Source organism: Streptomyces sp. NPDC001231, from assembly GCF_042896885.1.
GTDB lineage: Bacteria > Actinomycetota > Actinomycetes > Streptomycetales > Streptomycetaceae > Streptomyces.
Genome location: NZ_JBIAXS010000009.1, coordinates 1 through 21040 on the forward strand (window position 1 = coordinate 1; position 21040 = coordinate 21040).

Sequence of the window (21040 nt, forward strand, 5' to 3'; positions counted from 1 at the left end):
TGGCTCGGCGACCGCGACGCCGTACGCACCCCCATGCAGTGGACCCCCGACCGCAACGCCGGCTTCTCCTCCTGCGACCCCGGCCGCCTCTACCTGCCCACGATCATGGACCCCGTCTACGGCTACCAGGTCACCAACGTCGAAGCGTCGATGTCCTCCCCCTCGTCGCTGCTGCACTGGACCCGCCGCATGATCGAGATCCGCAAACAGAACCGCGCCTTCGGACTCGGCTCCTTCACCGAACTCCAGTCCTCCAACCCCGCGGTCATCGCCTTCCTGCGGGAGTACGAGGACGACCTGGTCCTGTGCGTCCACAACTTCTCCCGCTTCGCCCAGCCCACCGAACTCGACCTGCGGGCCTTCCAGGAACGCCACCCGGTCGAACTCATCGGCGGAGTCCGCTTTCCGGCCATCGGTGAACTCCCCTACCTGCTCACCCTGGCGGGCCACGGCTTCTACTGGTTCCGGCTCTCCGCCAACGTCGCATCCCGGACCGGCCGACGCGTGTGAGCGTGCGGCCGACGAAAGGAGGCGTGACCATGCCGAAGGCCGCGTCGCTGACGCCGAGCGCCGGGAGCCTGGCCGGCCCCATGGCCTCGCTCGGCTCGCTGCTGCGCGAATGGCTGCCGCGGCAGCGCTGGTTCGCAGGCAAGGACCGGCCCGTCACCGATCTGCGTCTGCTGTCGATGACGGAGCTGTTCCCGGACTGTCTGCATCTGCTCCTCCACGCCGAGCACGCGGGCGTCCCCTCCGGTCCCGGCACGGTCCCCGCCCCCACCGGCACGCCCGCCGCGCCGCCCGCCGACTGCTATCAACTGCTGCTCGGCGTACGGCGGCAGCCGGCCCCGCGCCTGCACCGGGCGTTCATCGGCCGTCCCGAGGAGGGGCCGCTGGCCGGCCTCGCGGTCTACGACGCGCTGTGCGACCCGCGTTCGGCCCAGCTGCTCCTGGAGCGGATGCGCCACCCCGGTGCCTCGGGCCCGCTGCACTTCGAGGCGGACCCGTCCGTACTGATCCCCGGTGCCCTGGTGCCCAGGCTGCTGGACGCCGAGCAGTCCAACTCCTCGATCGTGTACGGGGACGAGTTCATCCTGAAGGTGTTCCGCCGCATCCAGCCGGGCGTCAACCCGGACCTGGAGGTGCCGTGGGCCCTGGCCGGGCAGGACTGCACCCGGGTGCCCGCTCCGGTGGCCTGGTTCCGCACCACGCAACCGGAGCCGGCGACGCTCGGGGTGCTCCAGCCGTTCCTGCGCGACGCGGCGGACGGCTGGACGCTGGCCCTGCGGGCCCTGGCCACCGGTGACGACTTCACCACCCGGGCGCACCAGTTGGGGCAGGCGACCGCGGAGGTCCACCTGGCGCTGGCCGGTGCCTTCCCCACCGGCGCCCACCAGGACATCGCGCGCACCGCCGCGACGATGACCGAGCATCTGGAGGCCGCCGCGCACAGCGTCCCCGCGCTGCGGCCGTACGCGACCCGGCTACGCACCGCGTTCGCCGCGCTGGCCAGCTGCGACGCCGGACCGCCCGCCCAGCGCGTGCACGGCGACCTGCACCTCGGCCAGGTGCTGCGGGCCGGGCGCGAGTGGTTCGTCATCGACTTCGAGGGCGAGCCGTCGCGTCCGCTCGCCGAGCGCCGCATCCCCGAGTCCCCGGTGCGGGACGTGGCCGGGATGCTGCGCTCCTTCGACTACGCCGCCCGCCAGCGCCGCCCCTGGCGCCCGGAGTGGGCGCGCCGCTGCCGGGAGGCGTACTGCGCCGGCTACGCCTCCCGGGCCGGCTGGGACCCCCGCAAGAAGCACGCCCTGCTACGGGCCTACGAGACGGACCGTGCCGTGTACGAAGTGCTGTACGAGGCCCGGCACCGCCCCGACTGGCTCGCCGTACCGATGGCGGCGATCGAACGTCTCGCCGTGAGAGGAGGCTGAACCGGTGGCACTGCGCGACACGTCACTTCCCGAGCCGTCCGGCCCCGTCCTGCCCGCGGCGGTACGGGCCCGGACGGCCCCGCCGCTCGATCCCGCCGACCGTGAGCGCCTGCTGTCCGGCGCCCACCACGACCCGCACGCGCTGCTCGGCGCGCATCCGGTTCCGGGCGGGATCGCCCTGCGGGTGTTGCGTCCCTTCGCCCGCGCGGTGAGCGTGGTCGTGGACGGCGAGCACACCCCGCTCGCCTCGGAGGGCGAGGGGCTGTTCTCGGCCGTACTGCCCCTGACCGCGATCCCCGACTACACCCTGGTGGTCGGCTACGAGCGGGACGAGTACGAGGTCCACGACCCCTACCGCTTCCTGCCCGCCCTCGGCGAGCTGGACCTGCACCTGATCCGGGAGGGCCGGCACGAGCAGCTGTGGCAGGCGCTGGGCGCGGAGCCGATGACCCACCAGGGCGTGCGGGGCACCCGGTTCACGGTGTGGGCGCCGAACGCCCGGGGCGTGCGGGTGGCCGGCGACTTCAGCCACTGGGACGGGACCGCCTTCCCGATGCGCTCGCTGGGCGCGGCGGGCGTCTGGGAGCTGTTCCTGCCCGGGATCGGCGAGGGCGCGAAGTACAAGTTCGAGATCACCTCGCAGTACGGCGGCCGGTTCCTCAAGGCCGACCCGATGGCACGGCGCACCGAGGTGCCGCCCGCCACCGCGTCCGTCGTGACGGCCGCCCACCACGAGTGGGGCGACCAGGAGTGGATGGCGCACCGCGCGGACATCCCGGTGCACGAGGCGCCGTTCTCGGTGTACGAGGTCCACCTGCCGTCCTGGCGGCCGGGGCTGACGTACCGCGAACTGGCCGAGCGGCTGCCCGCGTACGTCAAGGACCTCGGCTTCACGCACGTGGAGCTGATGCCGGTGGCCGAGCACCCCTTCGGGCCGTCCTGGGGCTACCAGGTCACCTCCTACTACGCCCCCACCGCTCGCCTGGGCTCGCCGGACGACTTCCGGTACTTCGTCGACGCCTGCCACCGGGCCGGGATCGGCGTGATCATGGACTGGGTGCCGGCGCACTTCCCCAAGGACGACTGGGCGCTGGCCCGCTTCGACGGGGACCCGTTGTACGAGCCGGGGAACGCCCAGCGCGCCGAGCACCCCGACTGGGGGACGTACGAGTTCGACTTCGCCCGCACGGAGGTGCGCAACTTCCTGGTCGCGAACGCCGTGTACTGGTGCGAGGAGTTCCACGTCGACGGCCTGCGGGTGGACGCGGTGGCCTCCATGCTCTACCTGGACTACTCGCGCGACTCCGGCCAGTGGACGCCCAACGCGTACGGCGGCCGGGAGGACCTGGACGCGATGGCGTTCCTCCAGGAGATGAACGCCACCGTGTACCGGCGCGCTCCGGGCGTGGTGACCATCGCCGAGGAGTCGACCGCCTGGGGCGGGGTGACCGCGCCGACCGACAGCGGTGGCCTGGGCTTCGGGCTGAAGTGGAACATGGGCTGGATGCACGACTCGCTCCAGTACATGAGCAAGGAGCCCGTGCACCGCAAGTACCACCACCACGAGATGACCTTCGCGATGGTGTACGCCTACAGCGAGAACTACGTCCTGCCGATCTCGCACGACGAGGTGGTGCACGGCAAGCGGGCGCTGGTGTCGAAGATGCCCGGCGACTGGTGGCAGCGACGCGCGAACCACCGCGCGTACCTGGGCTTCATGTGGGCCCACCCGGGCAAGCAACTGCTGTTCATGGGCCAGGAGTTCGCCCAGGGAGGCGAGTTCTCCGAGCAACACGGGCCCGAGTGGTGGCTGCTCGACGAGGACTACTGCGCCGCGGGCGACCACCGCGGGGTGCGGGACCTGGTGCGCGACCTCAACACGCTCTACCGGGCCACACCGGCCCTGTGGCAGCGCGACACCCGGCCCGAGGGCTTCCGCTGGGTGGCCGTGGACGCCGCCGACGACAACGTCTACGCGTTCCTGCGCCACGACGCGGCCGGCGGCCCGCTGCTGGCGGTGTCGAACTTCTCCCCCGTGGTGCGCGAGGGCTACCGCCTGGACGTGCCGGGCGTGGTCACGGCATGGCGCGAGGTCCTGAATACCGACGCCGCCCGCTACGGCGGCGGCGACGTCGCCAACCCCGGGCCGCTCGAACCGGAGGACGGGCACCTCAGGCTCACGCTGCCACCGCTCGCCACGCTCTGGCTGACTCCGCACCCCGCCTGAGCGGGCGGGGGCGCGGGGAACGGGGCTACTTCCCGGTTCGGGGCCCGGCACGCGCTGACCTGGGCTACATTCGATCCGCGTCGACCACCCCACTCATCGGCGGAGTCACCTCCGTAAACCCCAGGAGCAGCGCATGCGCGACTTCGCCCTCGCTCCGTCCGCCGTCGCCCCGCTGGCCGGCGGGCTCGCCGACAGCGTCTTCGAGACCGCGGAGACCCGTCCCACCCTGCCGGTGCTCGCGCGCCGCGCCGACCCCTCCTCCCCGGTGTGGGAGGAGGTGACCGCCGTGGAGCTGCGGGACCAGGTGATCGACCTGGCCAGGGGGCTGGTAGCAGCCAGGATCTCGCCCGGCCACCGCGTGGCGGTCATGGCCCGCACCCGGTACGAGTGGACGGTCCTCGCGTACGCGCTGTGGGCGGTCGGCGCCGAGGTCGTCCCGATCTACCCGACCTCCTCGCGCGAGCAGGTCGAGTGGATCCTGCGGGACTCCGAGTGCGTGGCCGTCGTCGTCGAGGACGAGCAGGGTGTGATGACCGTCGGCCCGGTGTGCGCGAAGCTGCCCCGGCTCCAGCACGTGTGGCAGCTGGACGCGGGGGCGCTGGAGCACCTGGTCGAACGGGGAGCGGTGATACCGCCGACCACGGTGGACTCGCTGCGCCGGATCGTGCTGCCGGACGCGACCGCGGCGATCGCGTACACCTCCGGCACGACGGGCCGCGCCCTGGGCTGCGCGCTGAGCCACCGCGCGCTGGCGAGCCCCTGCGACACGCTGCTGGCCGGCTGGGGGCACACCGCCGCGCCGCCCGGAGAGCAGGCGTCGGTGCTCGCCTTCCTGCCCTTCTCGCACGTGTACGGGCTGATGGTCCAGGGCCTGTGCATCCGCGGCGGCGTCCTGATGGGCCACGAACCGGAGCTGGGCGAAGAGGCTCTGACGTCGGCGCTGCGCACGTTCAGGCCGACGTACTTCTACGCCGTGCCCTCCGTCTTCGAGAAGATCTACAAGAACTTCCTGCACGCGGCCCGGCAGACCGGCCGCGGCGCGCTGTTCGAGCGGGCGGCCGACACGGCCCGGGACTTCGCCGCGGCGTCGGAGCGGCAGCGGTTGGGCCAGGGTCCGGGCCCGGGGCTCGACCTGCGGCTGCAACACGCCCTGTACGAGCGGACGGTGTACCGCAAGCTGCGGACCGCGCTGGGCGGCAGGGTGGTCCGCGCCACCTCCGGCGGCTCCCCGCTGAGCCGCGAACTCATCTTGTTCTACGAGGGCATCGGCATCTACGTGCACGACGGATACGGGCTCACGGAGACCGCGGGCGGCATCACCATGCAGCCGCTGGGCCGGGAGAAGTCGGGGACCGTCGGCACGGCGCTGCCGGGCACGGCGATCGAGGTGGCGGAGGACGGGGAGATCCTGGTCCAGGGGCCGTCGGTGTTCCAGGGGTACGTGGGCGACGAGGCCGCGACCGGGGCCGCGCTGCGCGGCGGCTGGCTGGCCACGGGGGACATCGGGAAGCTGGACGCCGAGGGTTATCTGACGATCACCGGGCGCAAGAAGGACATCATCGTCACCAGCGGCGGCAAGAGCGTGGCCCCGGCGCCGCTGGAGCAGCGGCTGCGGATGCATCCGCTGGTCCACCAGGCGGTGGTCGTGGGCGACAACCGTCCCTGCGTGGGCGCGCTGATCACCCTGGATCCGGAGTTCCTGGCCCACTGGCGTGCGGCACTGGCCTTGCAGGAGGACGCGCCGGGGCAGGAGGCGCGCGAGGAGAACGCTCTGCGGGAGGAGATCGAGCGGGCGGTGGCCGCCGCGAACAGCGCCGTCTCCCGCTCGGAGTCCATCCGGGTCTTCCGGGTGCTGCCCGCGCCCTTCGACGTGGCCAGCGGGCTGCTCACACCGTCGATGAAGCTGCGCAGGGACGCCATTGTGCGGCACTACGCGGTCGAGATCGACGCCATGTACCAGGCGCGGAGCCGCTTTCCGCGCCAGGACACCGCGCACGACCCGATGGCCGACTGGGACGACTCCGACAACGTCTTCCGCTGACGCGGGCAGAAGAACACGGGACCCGTACGGGGCCGGCTGCCCGCTGCCATTTCTCTGCCGCCGACATGCTCCCGACCTGCCGCCGACCTGCTGCCGTCAGCCTCCTGCCGGCTTCGTGCTGCCCGCTTCGTACCGCCGTCCGCCCCCGGCCGGCTGTCTGCCTTCCGCTTCCTGCGACGCCCGAGCGTAGGCTCCGCGCCCCTGGGAACAAGACAGTGGACGCAAGGGAAAGAAAGGACGACAGCCCGGCCGACGGGGCCGGGCCGGAAGGCGAGATGGCATTCGAGCCGCCTGGGGACGACACACTGGCCAGCGAGGGCATTCCGAGCCGCACCGCCCGCTTCGCGGGTGAGTTGCACCATGTCACGGGTGCGCGACTCGCCGCGGAGGAGTTCCTCGACGAGGTCGCACGGCTCTCGCTGCCGGCGACACCCGAGCACTGGGACGACATCCTGCTGGTCGTCACGGAACTCGCGGCGAACGCGGTGCAGTACGCGCCGGGGCCGTTCGAGCTGCGGATGCGGCGTACCTTCGACGGGGTGCACGTGACGCTCAGCGACACCAGCACCACACGTCCGGCCCCGCGGCCCTTCCGCCCCAGCCGGGGCGGCGGCGGCATCGGCTGGCACCTGATCCACACCCTGTGCGACCAGGTGAGCGTGGTGGTCAACGATCACGGCAAGGACGTGCACGTCTTCCTGCCCTGGTGAACCCCGATCACCCGGAGCCCCGGCTGCGGACGGGGTCCGGGCTCGGTCGCGGTGTCGGGACCCGCCCCGCGGGCCGCACCGGTTCAGGCGCTGGTCGCCTCGCGGGGCGGAAGCCCGTGGTAGTAGGCAGCCACCCGCGTCAGATACCCCGGGTCCCTGGTCTCGCTGTCGGTCCTGAAGGGCGGCGCCGCCTTGATCTGCCCACGTGAACAGGCCACCGTGATCCTCCGCTCCGCGCGGTCGATGCCGGCGACCATGCCGACCGGCACCAGCATGCTCCTGCCGAACACCCACACCCCGGTGTCCACGACCAGGTGCCGCATCCCGGAGTGGCCGCCCTCCCGGTCCACGTGGCCCACGGTCCCGTCGGTGGCGACGACGGTGAAGCCGGTCAGGTCCTCTTCCTCGGTACGAGCGACCTGCGGCGGATACGACCAGATCCTGTCTATGGTCACGCTGCTCCTTCCTCCCCGGGCTGACGTGTCACGAGCCTCGGGCCGGCGGTCCCGGTCCGTCGGCTCCCACCGCACCAACTACCCTTCTCCGACCACGGCATTCGGCGCCGCGCCGCGAAGAGCGGGGGCCGGAGACGGGAGGCGCGGTCGCCACGCGGGCTCAGGTCGCCGGCGGACGAGCGGGCCTGGTGGCGTCCTCGGGCGCGGAGATGTTCTCGGGCGGGGATCTGTTCTCGGGCGGGCAGGTGAGCAGTTCCAGCGTTCCGGTCATGTCCAGCAGCCGGTCCAGGACGGCCGGACGCTCGTCCAGGTGGAGTGCGACGCCCGCCTCGTCCACGAGGCGCCGGATCTGGAGCAGCGCGGACAGGCCGGAGGAGTCGACGCTCCCGAGTCGTGAGAACTCCAGGCGTATGTCGGCGACCGGGTGCCGTGCCGCGTGGCGCCGGGTGAGCACCACGGTCACCGCGTCCAGGAGTTGGCCGTGGGTGAGGTAGTCGAGGTCGCCTCCCACGCGAACCACGACAACGGATCCACGGGTCTCCGCGGAGAGGCTGAAGGGCGAAGGCGGCATTGTTGTCATACGGGCGTTTCCGGGGCCGGGGTCTTCGGGTTCTTCCGCACGGGGCGTCATGCGGTACGCCATGCGGTCAAAACGTCCGCGTACCCCTGAACCCCGAGGTCATGCACGGCGTACGGGGGCGAATTCACCGGGCCGGATATTGACGTACGTGTTTTGTTCGGGGCGGGCCGGGTGGGTTAGCCTGCGGCGTATTTCTCATCACGCAGATCCGTGAAATCGCGGAAATGCACGCACGTCGGCGGGCCCGCGGCGGCCCGTTGGAGATGTCCGAGTCCTCACCGGCGAGGACTCCTGGGGAGCGGGACGAGGGTGCGCATGACCAGCGACAGAACCGAGGTCCTCGACGCCGTTCCGGGCGACCGGGAGCTGCGGCAGCTCCTGGCCGGCCTGACGGCCGTGCGGGACGGCGACTTCGGCACGCGCCTGCCGGAGGACGCCGACGGGCTCATGGGCGACATCGCGACCGTGTTCAACGGGATGGTCGACCAGTTGTCCGTGTTCACCTCCGAAGTCACCCGGGTGGCCCGGGAGGTCGGCACCGAGGGCACACTCGGCGGTCAGGCGGAGGTGCCGGGGGTCTCGGGCACCTGGGCCGATCTGACCGACTCGGTCAATGCCATGGCGGGCAACCTGACCACCCAGGTGCGTGACATCGCGCAGGTGGCGACCGCGGTGGCGAAGGGTGATCTGTCGCAGAAGATCGACGTGCCCGCGCGCGGCGAGATCCTGCAGCTCAAGGAGACCGTCAACACGATGGTCGACCAGCTCTCCGCCTTCGCCGACGAAGTCACCCGCGTCGCCCGAGAAGCCGGGACGGAAGGACGCCTCGGCGGACAGGCCAAGGTGCCCGGAGTGGCCGGTGTGTGGCGGGACCTGACCGACTCCGTCAACTTCATGGCGGGCAACCTCACCGCCCAGGTCCGCAACGTCGCCCAGGTGACGACCGCGGTGGCCAAGGGCGACCTCTCCCAGAAGATCACCGTCGACGCCCGCGGCGAGATCCTCGAACTCAAGAACACCATCAACACGATGGTCGACCAGCTCTCCGCCTTCGCCGACGAAGTCACCCGCGTCGCCCGAGAAGTCGGCACCGAAGGACGCCTCGGCGGACAGGCCGACGTCCAGGGCGTCAAGGGCACCTGGCGGGACCTGACCGACTCCGTCAACTTCATGGCGGGCAACCTCACCGCCCAGGTCCGCAACGTCGCCCAGGTGGCGACGGCGGTCGCCGAGGGCGACCTCTCCCAGAAGATCACCGTCGACGCCCGCGGCGAGATCCTCGAACTCAAGAACACCATCAACACGATGGTCGACCAGCTCTCCGCCTTCGCCGACGAAGTCACCCGCGTCGCCCGAGAAGTCGGCACCGAAGGACGCCTCGGCGGACAGGCCGACGTCCAGGGCGTCTCCGGCACGTGGAAGGACCTCACCGACAACGTCAACGTGATGGCGTCCAACCTGACCGGGCAGGTCCGGTCGATCGCCCAGGTCGCCACCGCCGTGGCCCGCGGCGATCTGTCCCGCAAGATCACGGTCGAGGCCGAGGGCGAGGTCGCGGCCCTGGCCGACGTGATCAACACGATGGTCGACACCCTGTCCGCGTTCGCCGACGAGGTCACCCGCGTCGCCCGCGAGGTCGGCACCGAGGGACGCCTCGGCGGACAGGCGCACGTGCCCAACGTCGCGGGCACCTGGAAGGACCTGACCGACAACGTCAACTCGATGGCGAACAACCTCACCGGTCAGGTGCGCAACATCGCGCTGGTGACGACCGCGGTGGCCAGGGGCGACCTGTCGAAGAAGATCGACGTCGACGCGCGCGGCGAGATCCTGGAGCTGAAGACGACCATCAACACGATGGTCGACACCCTCTCCGCCTTCGCCGACGAGGTCACCCGCGTCGCCCGCGAGGTCGGCACCGAGGGACGCCTCGGCGGACAGGCCGAGGTCGAGGGCGTCTCGGGCACCTGGAAGCGGCTCACGGAGAACGTCAACGAGCTGGCCGGCAACCTGACCCGGCAGGTGCGGGCGATCGGCGCGGTGGCCAGCGCCGTGGCGGAGGGCGACCTGACCCGCTCGATCACCGTGGAGGCCTCCGGCGAGGTCGCCGAACTCAAGGACAACATCAACTCCATGGTGGAGTCCCTGCGCGAGACCACCCGGGCCAACCAGGAGCAGGACTGGCTCAAGTCCAACCTGGCGCGGATCACCGGCCTGATGCAGGGGCACCGCGACCTGCCGGTCGTGGCCGAGCTGATCATGGATGAGCTGACCCCGCTGGTGTCGGCGCAGTACGGCGCCTTCTATCTGGCCGAGGACGGTGAGCGCGGCCCCGAGCTGCGGCTCGTCGGCTCCTACGGCAGGCCCGACGACGACCGGCCCACCCGTTTCTCCTTCGGCCGCTCACTGGTCGGCCAGGCCGCGCGCAGCCGCCGTACCATCACGGTCGGCGAACTGCCGGCGGGGTACGTCACCATCTCCTCCGGACTCGGCCAGTCGGTGCCGACCGCGCTGATCCTGTTGCCGATCCTGTTCGAGGACCAGGTCCTCGGCGTCATCGAGCTGGCGTCGGTCACCGCGTTCACGCCGGTGCACCGGGACTTCCTGGAGCAGCTGCGCGAGGCCCTCGGGGTCAACGTCAACACCATCGTGGCCAACGCCCGCACCGACGAGCTGCTCGACGAGTCCCAACGGCTGACGGCCGAACTCCAGGCCCGCTCGGCCGAGTTGCAGTCGCAGCAGGACGAGCTCCAGCGCTCCAACGCCGAACTGGAGGACAAGGCCTCGCTGCTGGCGGAGCAGAACCGCGACATCGAGGCGAAGAACCTCCAGATCGAGCAGGCCCGGCAGGAACTGGAGGCCCGCGCCCAGCAGTTGTCGCTGGCCTCGAAGTACAAGTCGGAGTTCCTGGCGAACATGAGCCACGAGCTGCGCACCCCGCTCAACAGCCTGCTCATCCTCGCCCAGTTGCTCGCCCAGAACCCCTCGCGCAATCTCACCCCGAAGCAGGTCGAGTACGCGGGGATCATCCACTCCGCGGGCAGTGACCTGCTCCAGTTGATCAACGACATCCTGGATCTGTCGAAGGTCGAGGCGGGCAAGATGGACGTCACCCCGGAGCGGGTGTCGCTGCGCCAGCTCATCGACTACGTCGAGGCCACCTTCCAGCCGATGACGACGCAGAAGGGCCTTCAGTTCGCGGTCACCACGGCGACGGGCGCGCCCGCGGACCTGCTCACCGACGACTCCCGGCTGCGCCAGATCCTGCGCAACCTGCTGTCCAACGCCGTGAAGTTCACCGAGCAGGGCGGCGTCGAGCTGTGCATCGAGCCGGCCGCGGACGACGAGGTGCCCGAGGGCGTCGTGCGGGGCGGCGCGGTCGTGGCCTTCCGGGTCAAGGACACCGGCATCGGCATCCCGGAACAGCACCTGGAGACGATCTTCGGTGCCTTCCAGCAGGCGGACGGCACCACCAGCCGCAAGTACGGCGGGACCGGCCTCGGGCTGTCCATCACGCGGGAGATCGCGCATCTGCTCGGCGGTGCCGTCGCCGTGGACAGCGTGCCCGGCCGGGGCAGCACGTTCACGCTCTTCCTGCCGGTGGCCCGCCCCGACTTCGAGCAGGTGCTCGGCGGCGGCCGGACCCCGCAGAGGGGTCCGGCCGAGCTGGTGCCGGCCGCCGCGGCGGACCGGGAGGCCGCGCGGACGCACTCGGGCGGCGACGGGCCGCGCAGGCGGCGGCTGCTGGTCGTCGAGGAGCGTTCCCGCGGGCTGCTGACCCTGGTCGCCGAGAGCGTGGTCGCGGACGTGGTCCGGCACAGCGCCGACGACGCGGGCGCGCTGCCCACCGTGGACGTCATCACCGCCATGGGGGCGCAGGAGGCGGCGGGGGCGCTGGCCGCCGAGCCGTGCCACTGCGTCGTCCTCGACCTGGACATGCCCGAGCGGGAGGCGTCCCGGTTCCTCCGGGCGCTTCAGGGCGACTCGGCTCTGGCGGGCGTACCGGTGCTCGTGCACAGCGGCCGGCGTCCGGACGTGGCCCGGGCGGAGGCGCTGCGCTCGCGCGGGGACGACGGATCGCTCGAATTCCTCTCCAGCCTCGACGAGTTGCGCGAGCGCATCGCCCTGCACCTGTCGGCCGAGGAGCCCGGGGACGTGCTGTCCCTGGTGCGGGCCGACGAGCCGCGGGACCTCGCGCCACCCGTCGACGGTGTCTTCTCGGGCCGTACCGTCCTGGTCGTCGACGACGACGCGCGCAACCTGTTCGCGCTGAGCGGGATCCTGGAGCTGCACGGCTTCCGGGTGCTGCACGCGGAGAATGGGCGCAAGGGCATCGAGACGCTGGTCGGCAACCCCGACGTCGCGCTCGTCCTGATGGACGTGATGATGCCGGAGATGGACGGCTACACCGCGACGTCCGAGATCCGCAGGCTGCCGCAGTACGCCGAGCTGCCGATCATCGCCGTCACCGCGAAGGCGATGCCCGGGGACCGGGAGAAGTCACTGGCGTCCGGGGCGAGCGACTACGTCACCAAGCCCGTCGACACGGACGACCTCATCGCCTGCGTCCGGCACTGGCTGTCCGCGTGAGCGCGTCGGCGCCCGCCCCGCGCAGCGGCGGGGCGGGCCCGGTCCGCCGCGGCACCTCCCGCACCCCAGCGCCGTTCAGCCGAGGAGCTTGTCCATCGTGAGCACGTCCGAGCAGCAGCGCGATCCGGCCGGCGCCGGGCCGGTTCCGGAGCCGTCCGCGTCGGAGGCGCAGCCGCCCGCCGGCGGCCCGGCACCGGCCGATCCCGCGGCGGCCTGTCCCACGTCCCCCGTGGGGCGGCTGGCCGCCACCGTGGAGCGGCTGCGCCGCGAAGTGCGCGCCGCGCAGGCGGAGGCCGAGGGCCGGGCCCTGATCGAACTCGCCAAGGGCATCCTGGTGGAGCGGCTGGGCTGCGGTCCGGCGCAGGCCGCCCGGCAGCTCGCCGAACTGGCCGGGCAGGCCCGCGTGACGCCGCTGGAGTTCGCGGTGGAGGTCATCAACCAGGCCGCCCGCGACCGCGTCTCCGAGGTCACCGACGCCTTCCTGGCCGCCGCCGAGGGGGCGGCGGAGCGCGATTCGGCCGTGCGGCTGCGGGCCGCGGAGAGCGGGGCACTGGCGGCGGACGACACCCAGGCCGTCGCCGACTCGCTGCTGGAGCACGCGCTGCGCCCGCTGGGCGCGGTGGCCGTGGCGGTCTGGGCGGCGGGCGCCGACGGCTCGCTGGCCCTGTCGGGCAGCGCCGGTTTCTCCCCGGCGGAGGCCACCCGGTGGCGTTATGTGCCGCCGGAGGTGGCCACGGTGGCCCGCCGTGGACTCACCGAGCGCACCGGCCAGTGGTTCACCTCGCTCGCCGCGACGGGACTGCCCACCATCGGGCGGCACCTGCACCCGGACGGTGGCCGGGTGGCGGTGCCCGCCGGCACCGGCGGCCGTATCCACGGGGTGCTGGAGATCGCCTGGCCCGGACCGCTGGAGCCGCAGCCGCCCCAGGTCGTACGCCAGGTGGAGGCCCTCGCCGAACTGTGCGCGCACACCCTGGGGACGTCCACGCCGGGCCAGGACGCGGGACAGGAACCGCGGGTGCTGCCGGACGCCGCCGAGCTGATGGACCTGGCCGACGGGCTGCACGACCCGGCCCTGGTGCTGGTCCCGCACGTCGACGGTGACGGACAGCTGGTGGACTTCCGCATCCAGCACGTCAACAGCCGCTTCCTGGATCCGGCCGGCCGGCCGCGGGCCGTGGTCAACGGCGCGCTGCTCCTGGAGGCCTTTCCCATGGCCGCCGGGAAGAGCGAGCTGTTCCAGCGGGTGGAGCGGGTGTACGCCACGGGTGAGGTGTACCGGGCGCACCGGATGCATCTGACGGCGCTGGTCGACCAGGTGCCGCTGTCGGCGGTGGCGGACATCAGCATCAGCCGGCACGGCGGCAGCGTGCTGCTGATATGGCGTATCGAGGACGAGACGGCACGGCTGGCGAGCCTGCTCCAGCACGCGCAGCGCCTCGGCCGCATCGGCGGCTTCGAGGAGAACCTGCTGACGGGCGAGATCACCTGGAACGACCAGCTGTTCGGCCTCTACGGCCGCGCCCCGTCGAGCACCCCGGTGCCGCTGGAGGAGCTGCCCGCGCACGCCCACCCGGACGACGCCGTGGCCATCCGGCGGTTCCTGCGCACGCTGCTGCACCACCGCCACCCGGCCTCCGCGGCCTTCCGGCTCCAGCGGCCCGACGGGGTGACCCGGCACATCCGGGTGGTGGCCGAGCCGGTCCTGGACACCGACGGGCGGCTGTTCGTGGTGCGCGGCGCCTACCAGGACATCTCCGCGCAGCACTGGACGGAGGTCGCGCTCGCCGCCACGCGCGACCAGCTCGCGCACACCGAGCAGCAGGCGACCGAGCGCAACCGGCTGACACTCCAGTTGCAGCACGCCATCATGCCGCCGACCCAGGCGCCGCTGCGGGTGAGCGGGCTGGAGGTCGCGGTGCGCTACCGGCCGGCGGAGACCGAGCAGTTGGTGGGCGGCGACTGGTACGACGCCGTGGTGCTGCCCTCCGGGCTCGTGCTGCTGTGCGTCGGCGACGTCGCCGGCCACGGCATCGAGGCGGCCACCAGCATGGTGGTGCTGCGCAACGCGCTGCGGGGCCTGGCCGTGACCGGGGCCGGGCCGGGCCAGCTGCTGTCGTGGCTCAACATCGTGGCGCACCATCTGACCGGTGCCGTCACCGCCACCGCGGTCTGCGCCCTGTACGACCCCCGGCGGCGCACCCTGCGCTGGGCCCGGGCGGGCCATCTGCCGCCCGTGCTGGTGCGCGGCGCGGAGGCGGCGCCGCTGCCGCTGGTCCGGGGCATGCTGCTGGGCGCGGTGGCGGAGGCCGCGTACGAGGAGGCCGAGCTTCGGTTCGCGCCGCAGGACACGCTGCTGATGTACACCGACGGTCTGATCGAGCGCCGGGACCGCTCCGTGGAGGAGTCGCTCAGCCATCTGCTGACCACGGTCCGTTCGGCGCCCAGGACCCTGGACCAGCAGCTGGACCGGCTGCTGACCTACAGCAGGTCGGACACGGACGACGACACGTGCATCGTGGGCATCCGGGTCGCCTGACGGCGAGCGGTCGTGCCCGGTCCGACGCATGGCGGCCCCGTTCGGGGGTAGGCGCGGATGCGCAGTGCGGGGTGCCGCCCGTCGCCGGTGACGCGAAATGGATCACGTCGCCGGTGCACGACCGGTGTGCGTCGAAGGCGTCGACGGGGGTAGCCGCCACTGGCCGGCCGTCAGCACCCGTTGGAGGTATCCGTGCCCCTTGCCCACAATCCACTGTCCGTGGAGGTCACCCTGCCCCGGGAGGATGTCGCCCTGCTCACGGTCGAGGGTTACCTGGACGTCGACACCGCGACCGAGTTGCAGGCCCATCTGGCCAACCAGCTCCACCACGGCCGACGGCACTTCCTGCTGGAGCTGTCCGCCGTCCCCTTCATGGACTCCTCGGGGATGAACATCATCCTGCGGGTGTACCAGGAGGCCCGGGAGCGGGCGGGCAGCGTGCACATCATCGCCCCCACCCCGGCGGTGCTGCGGATCCTCGATCTCACGGGGGTCAGCATCACGGTGCCGGTCTCGCGGAGCGCCGAGGAGGCGCTGGCCCTGGTGGACCGGCAGCCGCAGGAGCCGGAGGCGAAGTGAGCGCGTCGGCGGGCGCGGGGAGCGCCAGGACCGCCGAGCGCGTACGGGGACGGTGTCAGGCCGTGCGGGCGTCGCCCGCCGCGCCGCCGTCGTGGATCAGTGCCGATGCGGCCGCGCAGAAGCCCTCGAGCCCGGTCAGCAGCGCCACCCGCCGGCCCGTCGACATCCGCTCCAGCACGGACCGCAGCTCCGTCTCCCGGCGCGAACGCACGTCGGCCAGGAAGGCTCTGCCGCGGCGGCTGAGGCGCAGTTCCACCTCCCGGCGGCTGGTGGCGGCCACCTGCCGCCGTACGAAGCCCCCCGCCTCCAGCCGGTCGCAGAGCCTGCTCGTGGACGGCGGCGTGGAGCCCAGGGCGCCGGCGAGGGTGCGCAGGTTGATGCCTTCGTCGTGTTCCAGGACGAGCAGCACCCTGAGCTGGGCGGCGGAGACGGGCGCCGTGGACGCGCGGCCCCACAGGACCTCCAGCAGCTCGGCCGCCGTGGAGGTCACGCGCACCACCTCGCCTGGCGGGTGGGAGGACGTCACGCCGACACTCTCGCAGGGTTGACGCGGGCTGTCAGCTCGCCCCGGTGGCCCGTCCCGACCGCGCTCGGGGCCCGGGCCGCGGCCCGGGCCGCGGCCCGGGCCGCGTCGTCCGGACGCGGTGTCGTGCGAGGTCGGCCTGTGGTTACAGTTGTCGCCCGGCAACGGTCGCACCGCCGTGCCGCCCGGGGGCGGATTCGCAACGGTGCAACGCGGATGAGGAGTTGAGCAGGTGCCGGAGCAGGCAGCGGCAGCACAGCACGGATCGCCGGCGCGCGAGGTCGCGGACTTCCTGCGCCGCCGCAGGGAGCAGATCGCCCAGCGGTGGGCCGAGGAGCCGCTCTTCCGGACCGTGTTCACCGTCTCCCGGGACGAGGCGGTGGAGGCGGGCCGCGCCGTCGTCGACGCCCTGGCCGAGGTGGCCGCCTCCGAGCGGGTGTCCGACCCGGACGCCCACGGTTTCCTGCTGGTGCGCGAGCAGCTGGCGCGGATGGGCGCCGCGCGCGGCAGGACAGGTCTGACCGCCTCGGAGGTCTCGCGGGACGTGGACGCCCTGCGGCCGCCCGCGGTGGAGCTGCTGACCGCCGAGCTCGCCGACGCCCCGGCTGAGCATCTGCGGGAGTGCGCCGGCGTCCTGACGGTCCTCACGGGCACCCTGCGGCTTGTGGTGATGCAGACGGCGCTCAGCGAGGGACAGGCCCTCATCGACCGCCAGCGGCTCCAGCTGCTGGAGGTGGCCACGCCGGTCATCAAGCTGTGGGACGGCATCGTCGCGGTCCCCCTGATCGGAACGCTCGACAGCGCCCGCAGCCAGGTGGTCATGGAGACGCTGCTCGAGGCCGTCGTCGACCAGCGGGCGCGCTTCGCGATCCTCGACATCACCGGGGTGCCCACCGTCGACTCGCTGGTCGCCCAGCACCTGATGAAGACCGTGGCGGCCGCCCGGCTGATGGGCGCCGAGTGCGTGGTCTCCGGCATCCGCCCCGCCATCGCCCAGACCATCGTCCACCTCGGCCTGGACCTGGGCACGGTCGTCACCCGCGCGACCCTCGCCGACGCTCTCGCCCACGCCCTGCACCAGCTGGGCGCCGACATCGTGAGCCGGGCACCGCATGGTGTGGGTGACCGGTGAACGACCGTTTTCCGACGCCCGGCACGGGACACGTGCCGGTGCTCCGACTCGGCGACGTGCTCCTTGTCACGCTCCAGGGAGATCTGCACGACAGCACCGCCGAACAGCTCCAGCAGGACATCGGCGAGGCCATCGCGAACAACGCGGCCACGGGGGTGGTCATCGACATCTCCGGTGTGGAGATCGTCGACTCCTTCCTCGGCCGGGTGCTGGCCGAGATCGCGGCCAACGCCAAGCTGCTGGCCGCGCAGACCGTGGTGGCGGGCATGCGTCCCGCGGTGGCGATCACCATGGTCGAACTGGGTCTGACGCTGCCCGGACTGCGCACCGCGCTCACCACCGAGGACGCCCTGCGGCTCGTCACCGCGCACACCGAGCACACCGCGCTCCCGCGCCCCGGCGGCGCCCGGGCGGGGAGCCGTTGATGGAGACAGCAGCGGGCGTCCGGGCCTGCCTGCCGATCCGGTCGGACATGGATCTGGTGTGGGTACGGCAGCATGTGCGCCAGGCGGCGGCCCGGCTCGGCTTCGGCCTGGTCGACCAGACGAAGCTGGTCACCGCGGCCAGTGAGCTGGCACGCAACACGCTGGTGCACGGCGGCGGCGGGCAGGTGGAGGCGGCCTTCGTCGTCGACGGGCACGTGCACGGGCTCCGGCTGGCGTTCAGCGACGAGGGGCCGGGCATCACGGACCTGGACCGCGCGCTCAGCGACGGCTACACCTCGGGCGACGGTCTGGGCATGGGCCTGGGCGGCGCCCGGCGCCTGGTGCACGAGTTCACGATCGACAGCACCCCGGGCGCCGGCACCACGGTCACCGTCACCTCCTGGGCGACCCGGGCGCCACGGTCGTACGAGGGACCCTGATGCCGCGCGTCTGGGAGGTCCCGGTGCCCGACTCGACCCGGGTGCGCGACGCGCGGGTCGCCGCCGAGGACGCGGCCGCGCTGGCCGGCCTCGGCGAGTCCCGCACCGCCGCCGCGGCGCTGGTGGCGACCGAACTCGCCACCAACCTGCTCAAGTACGCCGAGGGCGGGCGGCTCCTGATCGAGGTCGTGCCCCCGCCGGATGCTCCGGGCGGGCCCGGCGATCCGGCGCCGGTGGTGCAGATAGCGGCCGTCGACCACGGTCCCGGCATGGCCGACGTCGCCGCCGCCCGGCGCGACGGGTTCTCCACCAGCGGGTCGCTCGGAGCCGGACTCGGCACCTGCCATCGCGTGGCCGACGAGTTCCACCTGCACAGCGCACCCGGCCGGGGCACGGTGGCCCTCGCCCGGGTGGGCGCCGCCGTCCCACGTGCCGTGGCCGTACCGCGGCCGGCCGCGGTACGGGCGGGCGGTGTCACCATCCCGTTCGCGGGAGCGGAGTACTCGGGTGACGCCTGGTCCTGGGCCGGCGCCGAGGACCGGGTGACCCTCATGCTGGCGGACGGTCTCGGCCACGGCCGGGAAGCGGCCCGCGCCTCGTCGGCGGCGGTCGAGACCCTGCGCAGCTCGGCCCGTCTGGCGCCGGCCGAGCTGCTCCGACGACTCGACACGGCGCTGCGCGGCACCCGGGGGGCGGCCGTCGCCGTGGCCCAGCTGGACCTGCGGGCCGGGCGGCTGCGCTTCGCCGGTGTCGGCAACGTGGGGGCCCGGCTGCGCGAGGGCGGCACCTGGCGCCATCTGCTGTCCCGGCCGGGCATCGTCGGCGTGCACCGGCCCGCGACGCTGCCCGAGACCGAGGTGCCCTGGGGGGCCGACCGCCTGCTCGTTCTGCACAGCGACGGCCTGCCCAGCCGGTGGGCGCCGCCCGGCGCGGCCGGTCCGCTCACGGCGACCGACCCCGCGGTGACGGCCGCCGTGACGGTACGTGACGCCAGCAGCTCCGCCCGCCCGGTCCGGGACGACACCACCGTGGCCGTTCTGACTCCCACCCCGCCGGACCGCCCATGACGCACACCTTGCGGATCACCACCGTCACCGACGCCGCCCGGGCCCGTGTCACCACGGTCCGCGCGGCGGCCGCGTACGGGGTGCCGCCGCTCGATCGGGCCCGCCTGGCCACGGCCCTCGGCGCCCGCCTGCGGCAGTGCCTGGCCGAGGGCGGCACCTGGACGGTCGTCCTCGGGGCCCGGGCCCCGGCCCCCGACGGGGACGCGGGCACGCTGCACGTCACCGTGGCTCCGGCCGGTGGCTCGCAGGACGACGGGGAACCGCCGTGGCGGATGTCCGTGACCTGCGCGGGGGCCGGCGCGCCGCCGGACCCCGTGGTGCCCGACGACACGGCCCTCCTGGCCGAGGCGCTGCTGGGCGCCGACGAGGACACGGCGGTGGCCCTGGGGAAACTCGCGGAGCAGGAGGAACTGGTCGCCTTCCACCGCGAGGAGCTGCACCAGACCAACCAGGGAGTCCTTGCCCTGCACGCCGATCTGGACGCCGCCTGGCGGGCCCAGCGGGAGGCGTTCGCCGCCGAGCGCGCCGCGCGCACCGAGGCCGAGGAGGCCCGCCGCAGGCTGAGGTTCCTGGCCGACGCCAGCGCGCTGCTGACGACCTCGCTCAACCACGAGGAGATCCTGCGGCGGCTGCCGGACCTGCTGGTGCCCCGGTACGCCGACCGGGTCGACGTATGGCTGTTCGACCACGAGGACGAGCGGCTCCGGTCCGCCCCGCATCCGGCGGCCGCGGTGCTCGCGGCCCGTACCGGCCGGCCGCAGTACGCGGCCGACCACCCCGGCGACCTGCCGGGCGTCGACGACCAGCCGCCGTCCGCGCTGAACCCCGGCCGGCCCCTGCTGTGCGTCCCGCTGCTCGCGCGGCGGGCACCGCTCGGTGTGCTGACCCTGTCGCCGCCCGGCGCCCGCTGGGACCCCGACGACGCGGTCATGCTGATCGAGCTGGCCCGGCGGGCCAGCGTCGCCCTCGACAACGCGCGCCGCTTCGAGCACAACCGCGACATCGCCGAGACGTTGCAGCGCGCGCTGCTCACCGACCTGCCCACCACCCCGGGCCTGCGCCTGGCCGCGCGCTATCTGCCGGCCACGTACGGGCTGAACATCGGCGGGGACTGGTACGACGCCTTCCGGCAGCCCGACGGAAGCCTGATCACCGTCATCGGGGACGTCACCGGCCACGGGCTGCACGCGGCCGTGATGATGAGCCAGCTGCGCACCGCGCTGCGCGCCTACGCCGTCGACGGCGGGAGCCCCGGCCGGCTGCTGACCCGGCTGCACGTGTTCCTGCACCATCTCCAGCCCGACCTGTTCGCGACCGCGGTCATCGCCCGGTTCAGCCCGGACGATCCCACGATCACCTGGGCCGCCGCGGGCCATCCGCCGCCCGTGCTGCGGCTGCCGGACGGCCGGGTGCGCGTCCTCGACGCCAAGCCGGGCGCCATGCTCGGCATCCCGCTGAGGCAGGAGATCGAGGACCACACGGTGCGCCTCTCCCCCGGCGCGACCCTGGCGCTGTACACGGACGGTCTAGTGGAGCGCCGGGCACGGGGCATCGACCCCGGCATCGACCGCCTCGCCGCCGCCCTCGAGGCGCTCGACCCGGCCGAGCTGGACACCGACCTGGACGGCTCGGCGGACCGCATCCTGGGCCCGCTGCTGAGCGACTCCGAACGCGACGACGACGTCTGTCTCCTGCTGTGTCACATCGACCGCGCGGCCGGCGGGGAGCCGGGCCGGGTCCCGGCGGGCGCGGACCCCCTGCGGTAGCGCCGCGCGGCGGCACCCCGCCCGGCGGCCGCCGGGAC

General features: G+C 73.1%; 16 protein-coding genes. 13 read left to right on the top strand and 3 right to left on the bottom strand.

Annotated features, from left to right (window positions below; genetic code table 11):
• The 5 genes from ACFY3J_RS12905 to ACFY3J_RS12925 all read left to right on the top strand — a co-directional run.
• Positions 1–510: alpha-glucosidase C-terminal domain-containing protein (locus tag ACFY3J_RS12905; RefSeq protein WP_390840859.1), on the top strand; the 510-nt coding region annotated here is incomplete at its 5' end.
• 29 nt (positions 511–539) lie between these two features.
• Positions 540–1928, top strand: coding sequence for a maltokinase (locus ACFY3J_RS12910; protein WP_384180084.1), 1389 nt, complete (start codon positions 540–542; stop codon positions 1926–1928).
• 4 nt (positions 1929–1932) lie between these two features.
• A complete protein-coding gene (glgB, locus tag ACFY3J_RS12915; RefSeq protein WP_390840860.1) occupies positions 1933–4155 on the top strand; it encodes a 1,4-alpha-glucan branching enzyme in 2223 nt (740 codons plus the stop codon).
• A 133-nt stretch (positions 4156–4288) separates the two neighbouring features.
• Positions 4289–6196 carry an AMP-dependent synthetase/ligase gene (locus ACFY3J_RS12920; protein ID WP_384180043.1) on the top strand — a complete coding sequence of 636 codons (1908 nt, stop codon included), beginning with the start codon at positions 4289–4291 and terminating at the stop codon, positions 6194–6196.
• A gap of 275 nt (positions 6197–6471) precedes the next feature.
• Positions 6472–6906, top strand: a complete 435-nt coding sequence (locus tag ACFY3J_RS12925) for an ATP-binding protein (protein ID WP_384180041.1) — start codon at positions 6472–6474, stop codon at positions 6904–6906.
• A gap of 83 nt (positions 6907–6989) precedes the next feature.
• On the opposite strand, the gene ACFY3J_RS12930 is transcribed toward ACFY3J_RS12925, so the two are convergent.
• Positions 6990–7361, bottom strand: a complete 372-nt coding sequence (locus ACFY3J_RS12930; RefSeq protein ID WP_384180039.1) for a PRC-barrel domain-containing protein — start codon at positions 7359–7361, stop codon at positions 6990–6992.
• 160 nt (positions 7362–7521) lie between these two features.
• Complete coding sequence (locus ACFY3J_RS12935; RefSeq protein WP_390840861.1) at positions 7522–7992, bottom strand: STAS domain-containing protein; 471 nt, start codon at positions 7990–7992, stop codon at positions 7522–7524.
• 264 nt (positions 7993–8256) lie between these two features.
• Here ACFY3J_RS12935 and ACFY3J_RS12940 point away from each other — a divergent pair, with 264 nt between their 5' ends.
• The 3 genes from ACFY3J_RS12940 to ACFY3J_RS12950 all read left to right on the top strand — a co-directional run bounded on the left by ACFY3J_RS12940 (position 8257) and on the right by ACFY3J_RS12950 (position 15649).
• Positions 8257–12531, top strand: coding sequence for a HAMP domain-containing protein (locus ACFY3J_RS12940; protein WP_390840862.1), 4275 nt, complete (start codon positions 8257–8259; stop codon positions 12529–12531).
• A gap of 97 nt (positions 12532–12628) precedes the next feature.
• Entirely contained in the window at positions 12629–15070 is a 2442-nt protein-coding gene (locus tag ACFY3J_RS12945; protein ID WP_390840863.1) for a SpoIIE family protein phosphatase, read from the top strand.
• A 192-nt stretch (positions 15071–15262) separates the two neighbouring features.
• On the top strand, positions 15263–15649 hold the full coding sequence (locus ACFY3J_RS12950; protein WP_384180030.1) for an STAS domain-containing protein: 387 nt from the start codon (positions 15263–15265) through the stop codon (positions 15647–15649).
• Positions 15650–15704: 55 nt separating this feature from the next.
• On the opposite strand, the gene ACFY3J_RS12955 is transcribed toward ACFY3J_RS12950, so the two are convergent.
• Positions 15705–16139, bottom strand: a complete 435-nt coding sequence (locus tag ACFY3J_RS12955; protein WP_384180028.1) for a MarR family winged helix-turn-helix transcriptional regulator — start codon at positions 16137–16139, stop codon at positions 15705–15707.
• Positions 16140–16404: 265 nt separating this feature from the next.
• Between ACFY3J_RS12955 and ACFY3J_RS12960 the strand changes: the two genes are divergently transcribed.
• From ACFY3J_RS12960 to ACFY3J_RS12980, 5 genes are read left to right on the top strand one after another with little or no spacing between them, the layout of a single operon-like run.
• Positions 16405–17304 carry an STAS domain-containing protein gene (locus ACFY3J_RS12960; protein ID WP_384180026.1) on the top strand — a complete coding sequence of 300 codons (900 nt, stop codon included), beginning with the start codon at positions 16405–16407 and terminating at the stop codon, positions 17302–17304.
• A complete protein-coding gene (locus tag ACFY3J_RS12965) occupies positions 17301–17729 on the top strand; it encodes an STAS domain-containing protein (protein WP_384180024.1) in 429 nt (142 codons plus the stop codon). Before ACFY3J_RS12960 ends, ACFY3J_RS12965 begins: the two co-directional genes overlap by 4 nt.
• Complete coding sequence (locus tag ACFY3J_RS12970) at positions 17729–18169, top strand: anti-sigma regulatory factor (RefSeq protein ID WP_384180022.1); 441 nt, start codon at positions 17729–17731, stop codon at positions 18167–18169. The genes ACFY3J_RS12965 and ACFY3J_RS12970 overlap by 1 nt, the downstream gene beginning before the upstream one ends.
• Positions 18169–19236 carry a SpoIIE family protein phosphatase gene (locus ACFY3J_RS12975; RefSeq protein WP_384180020.1) on the top strand — a complete coding sequence of 356 codons (1068 nt, stop codon included), beginning with the start codon at positions 18169–18171 and terminating at the stop codon, positions 19234–19236. Before ACFY3J_RS12970 ends, ACFY3J_RS12975 begins: the two co-directional genes overlap by 1 nt.
• Positions 19233–21002 carry a PP2C family protein-serine/threonine phosphatase gene (locus ACFY3J_RS12980; protein WP_384180018.1) on the top strand — a complete coding sequence of 590 codons (1770 nt, stop codon included), beginning with the start codon at positions 19233–19235 and terminating at the stop codon, positions 21000–21002. The genes ACFY3J_RS12975 and ACFY3J_RS12980 overlap by 4 nt, the downstream gene beginning before the upstream one ends.
• Positions 21003–21040 lie beyond the last annotated feature (38 nt).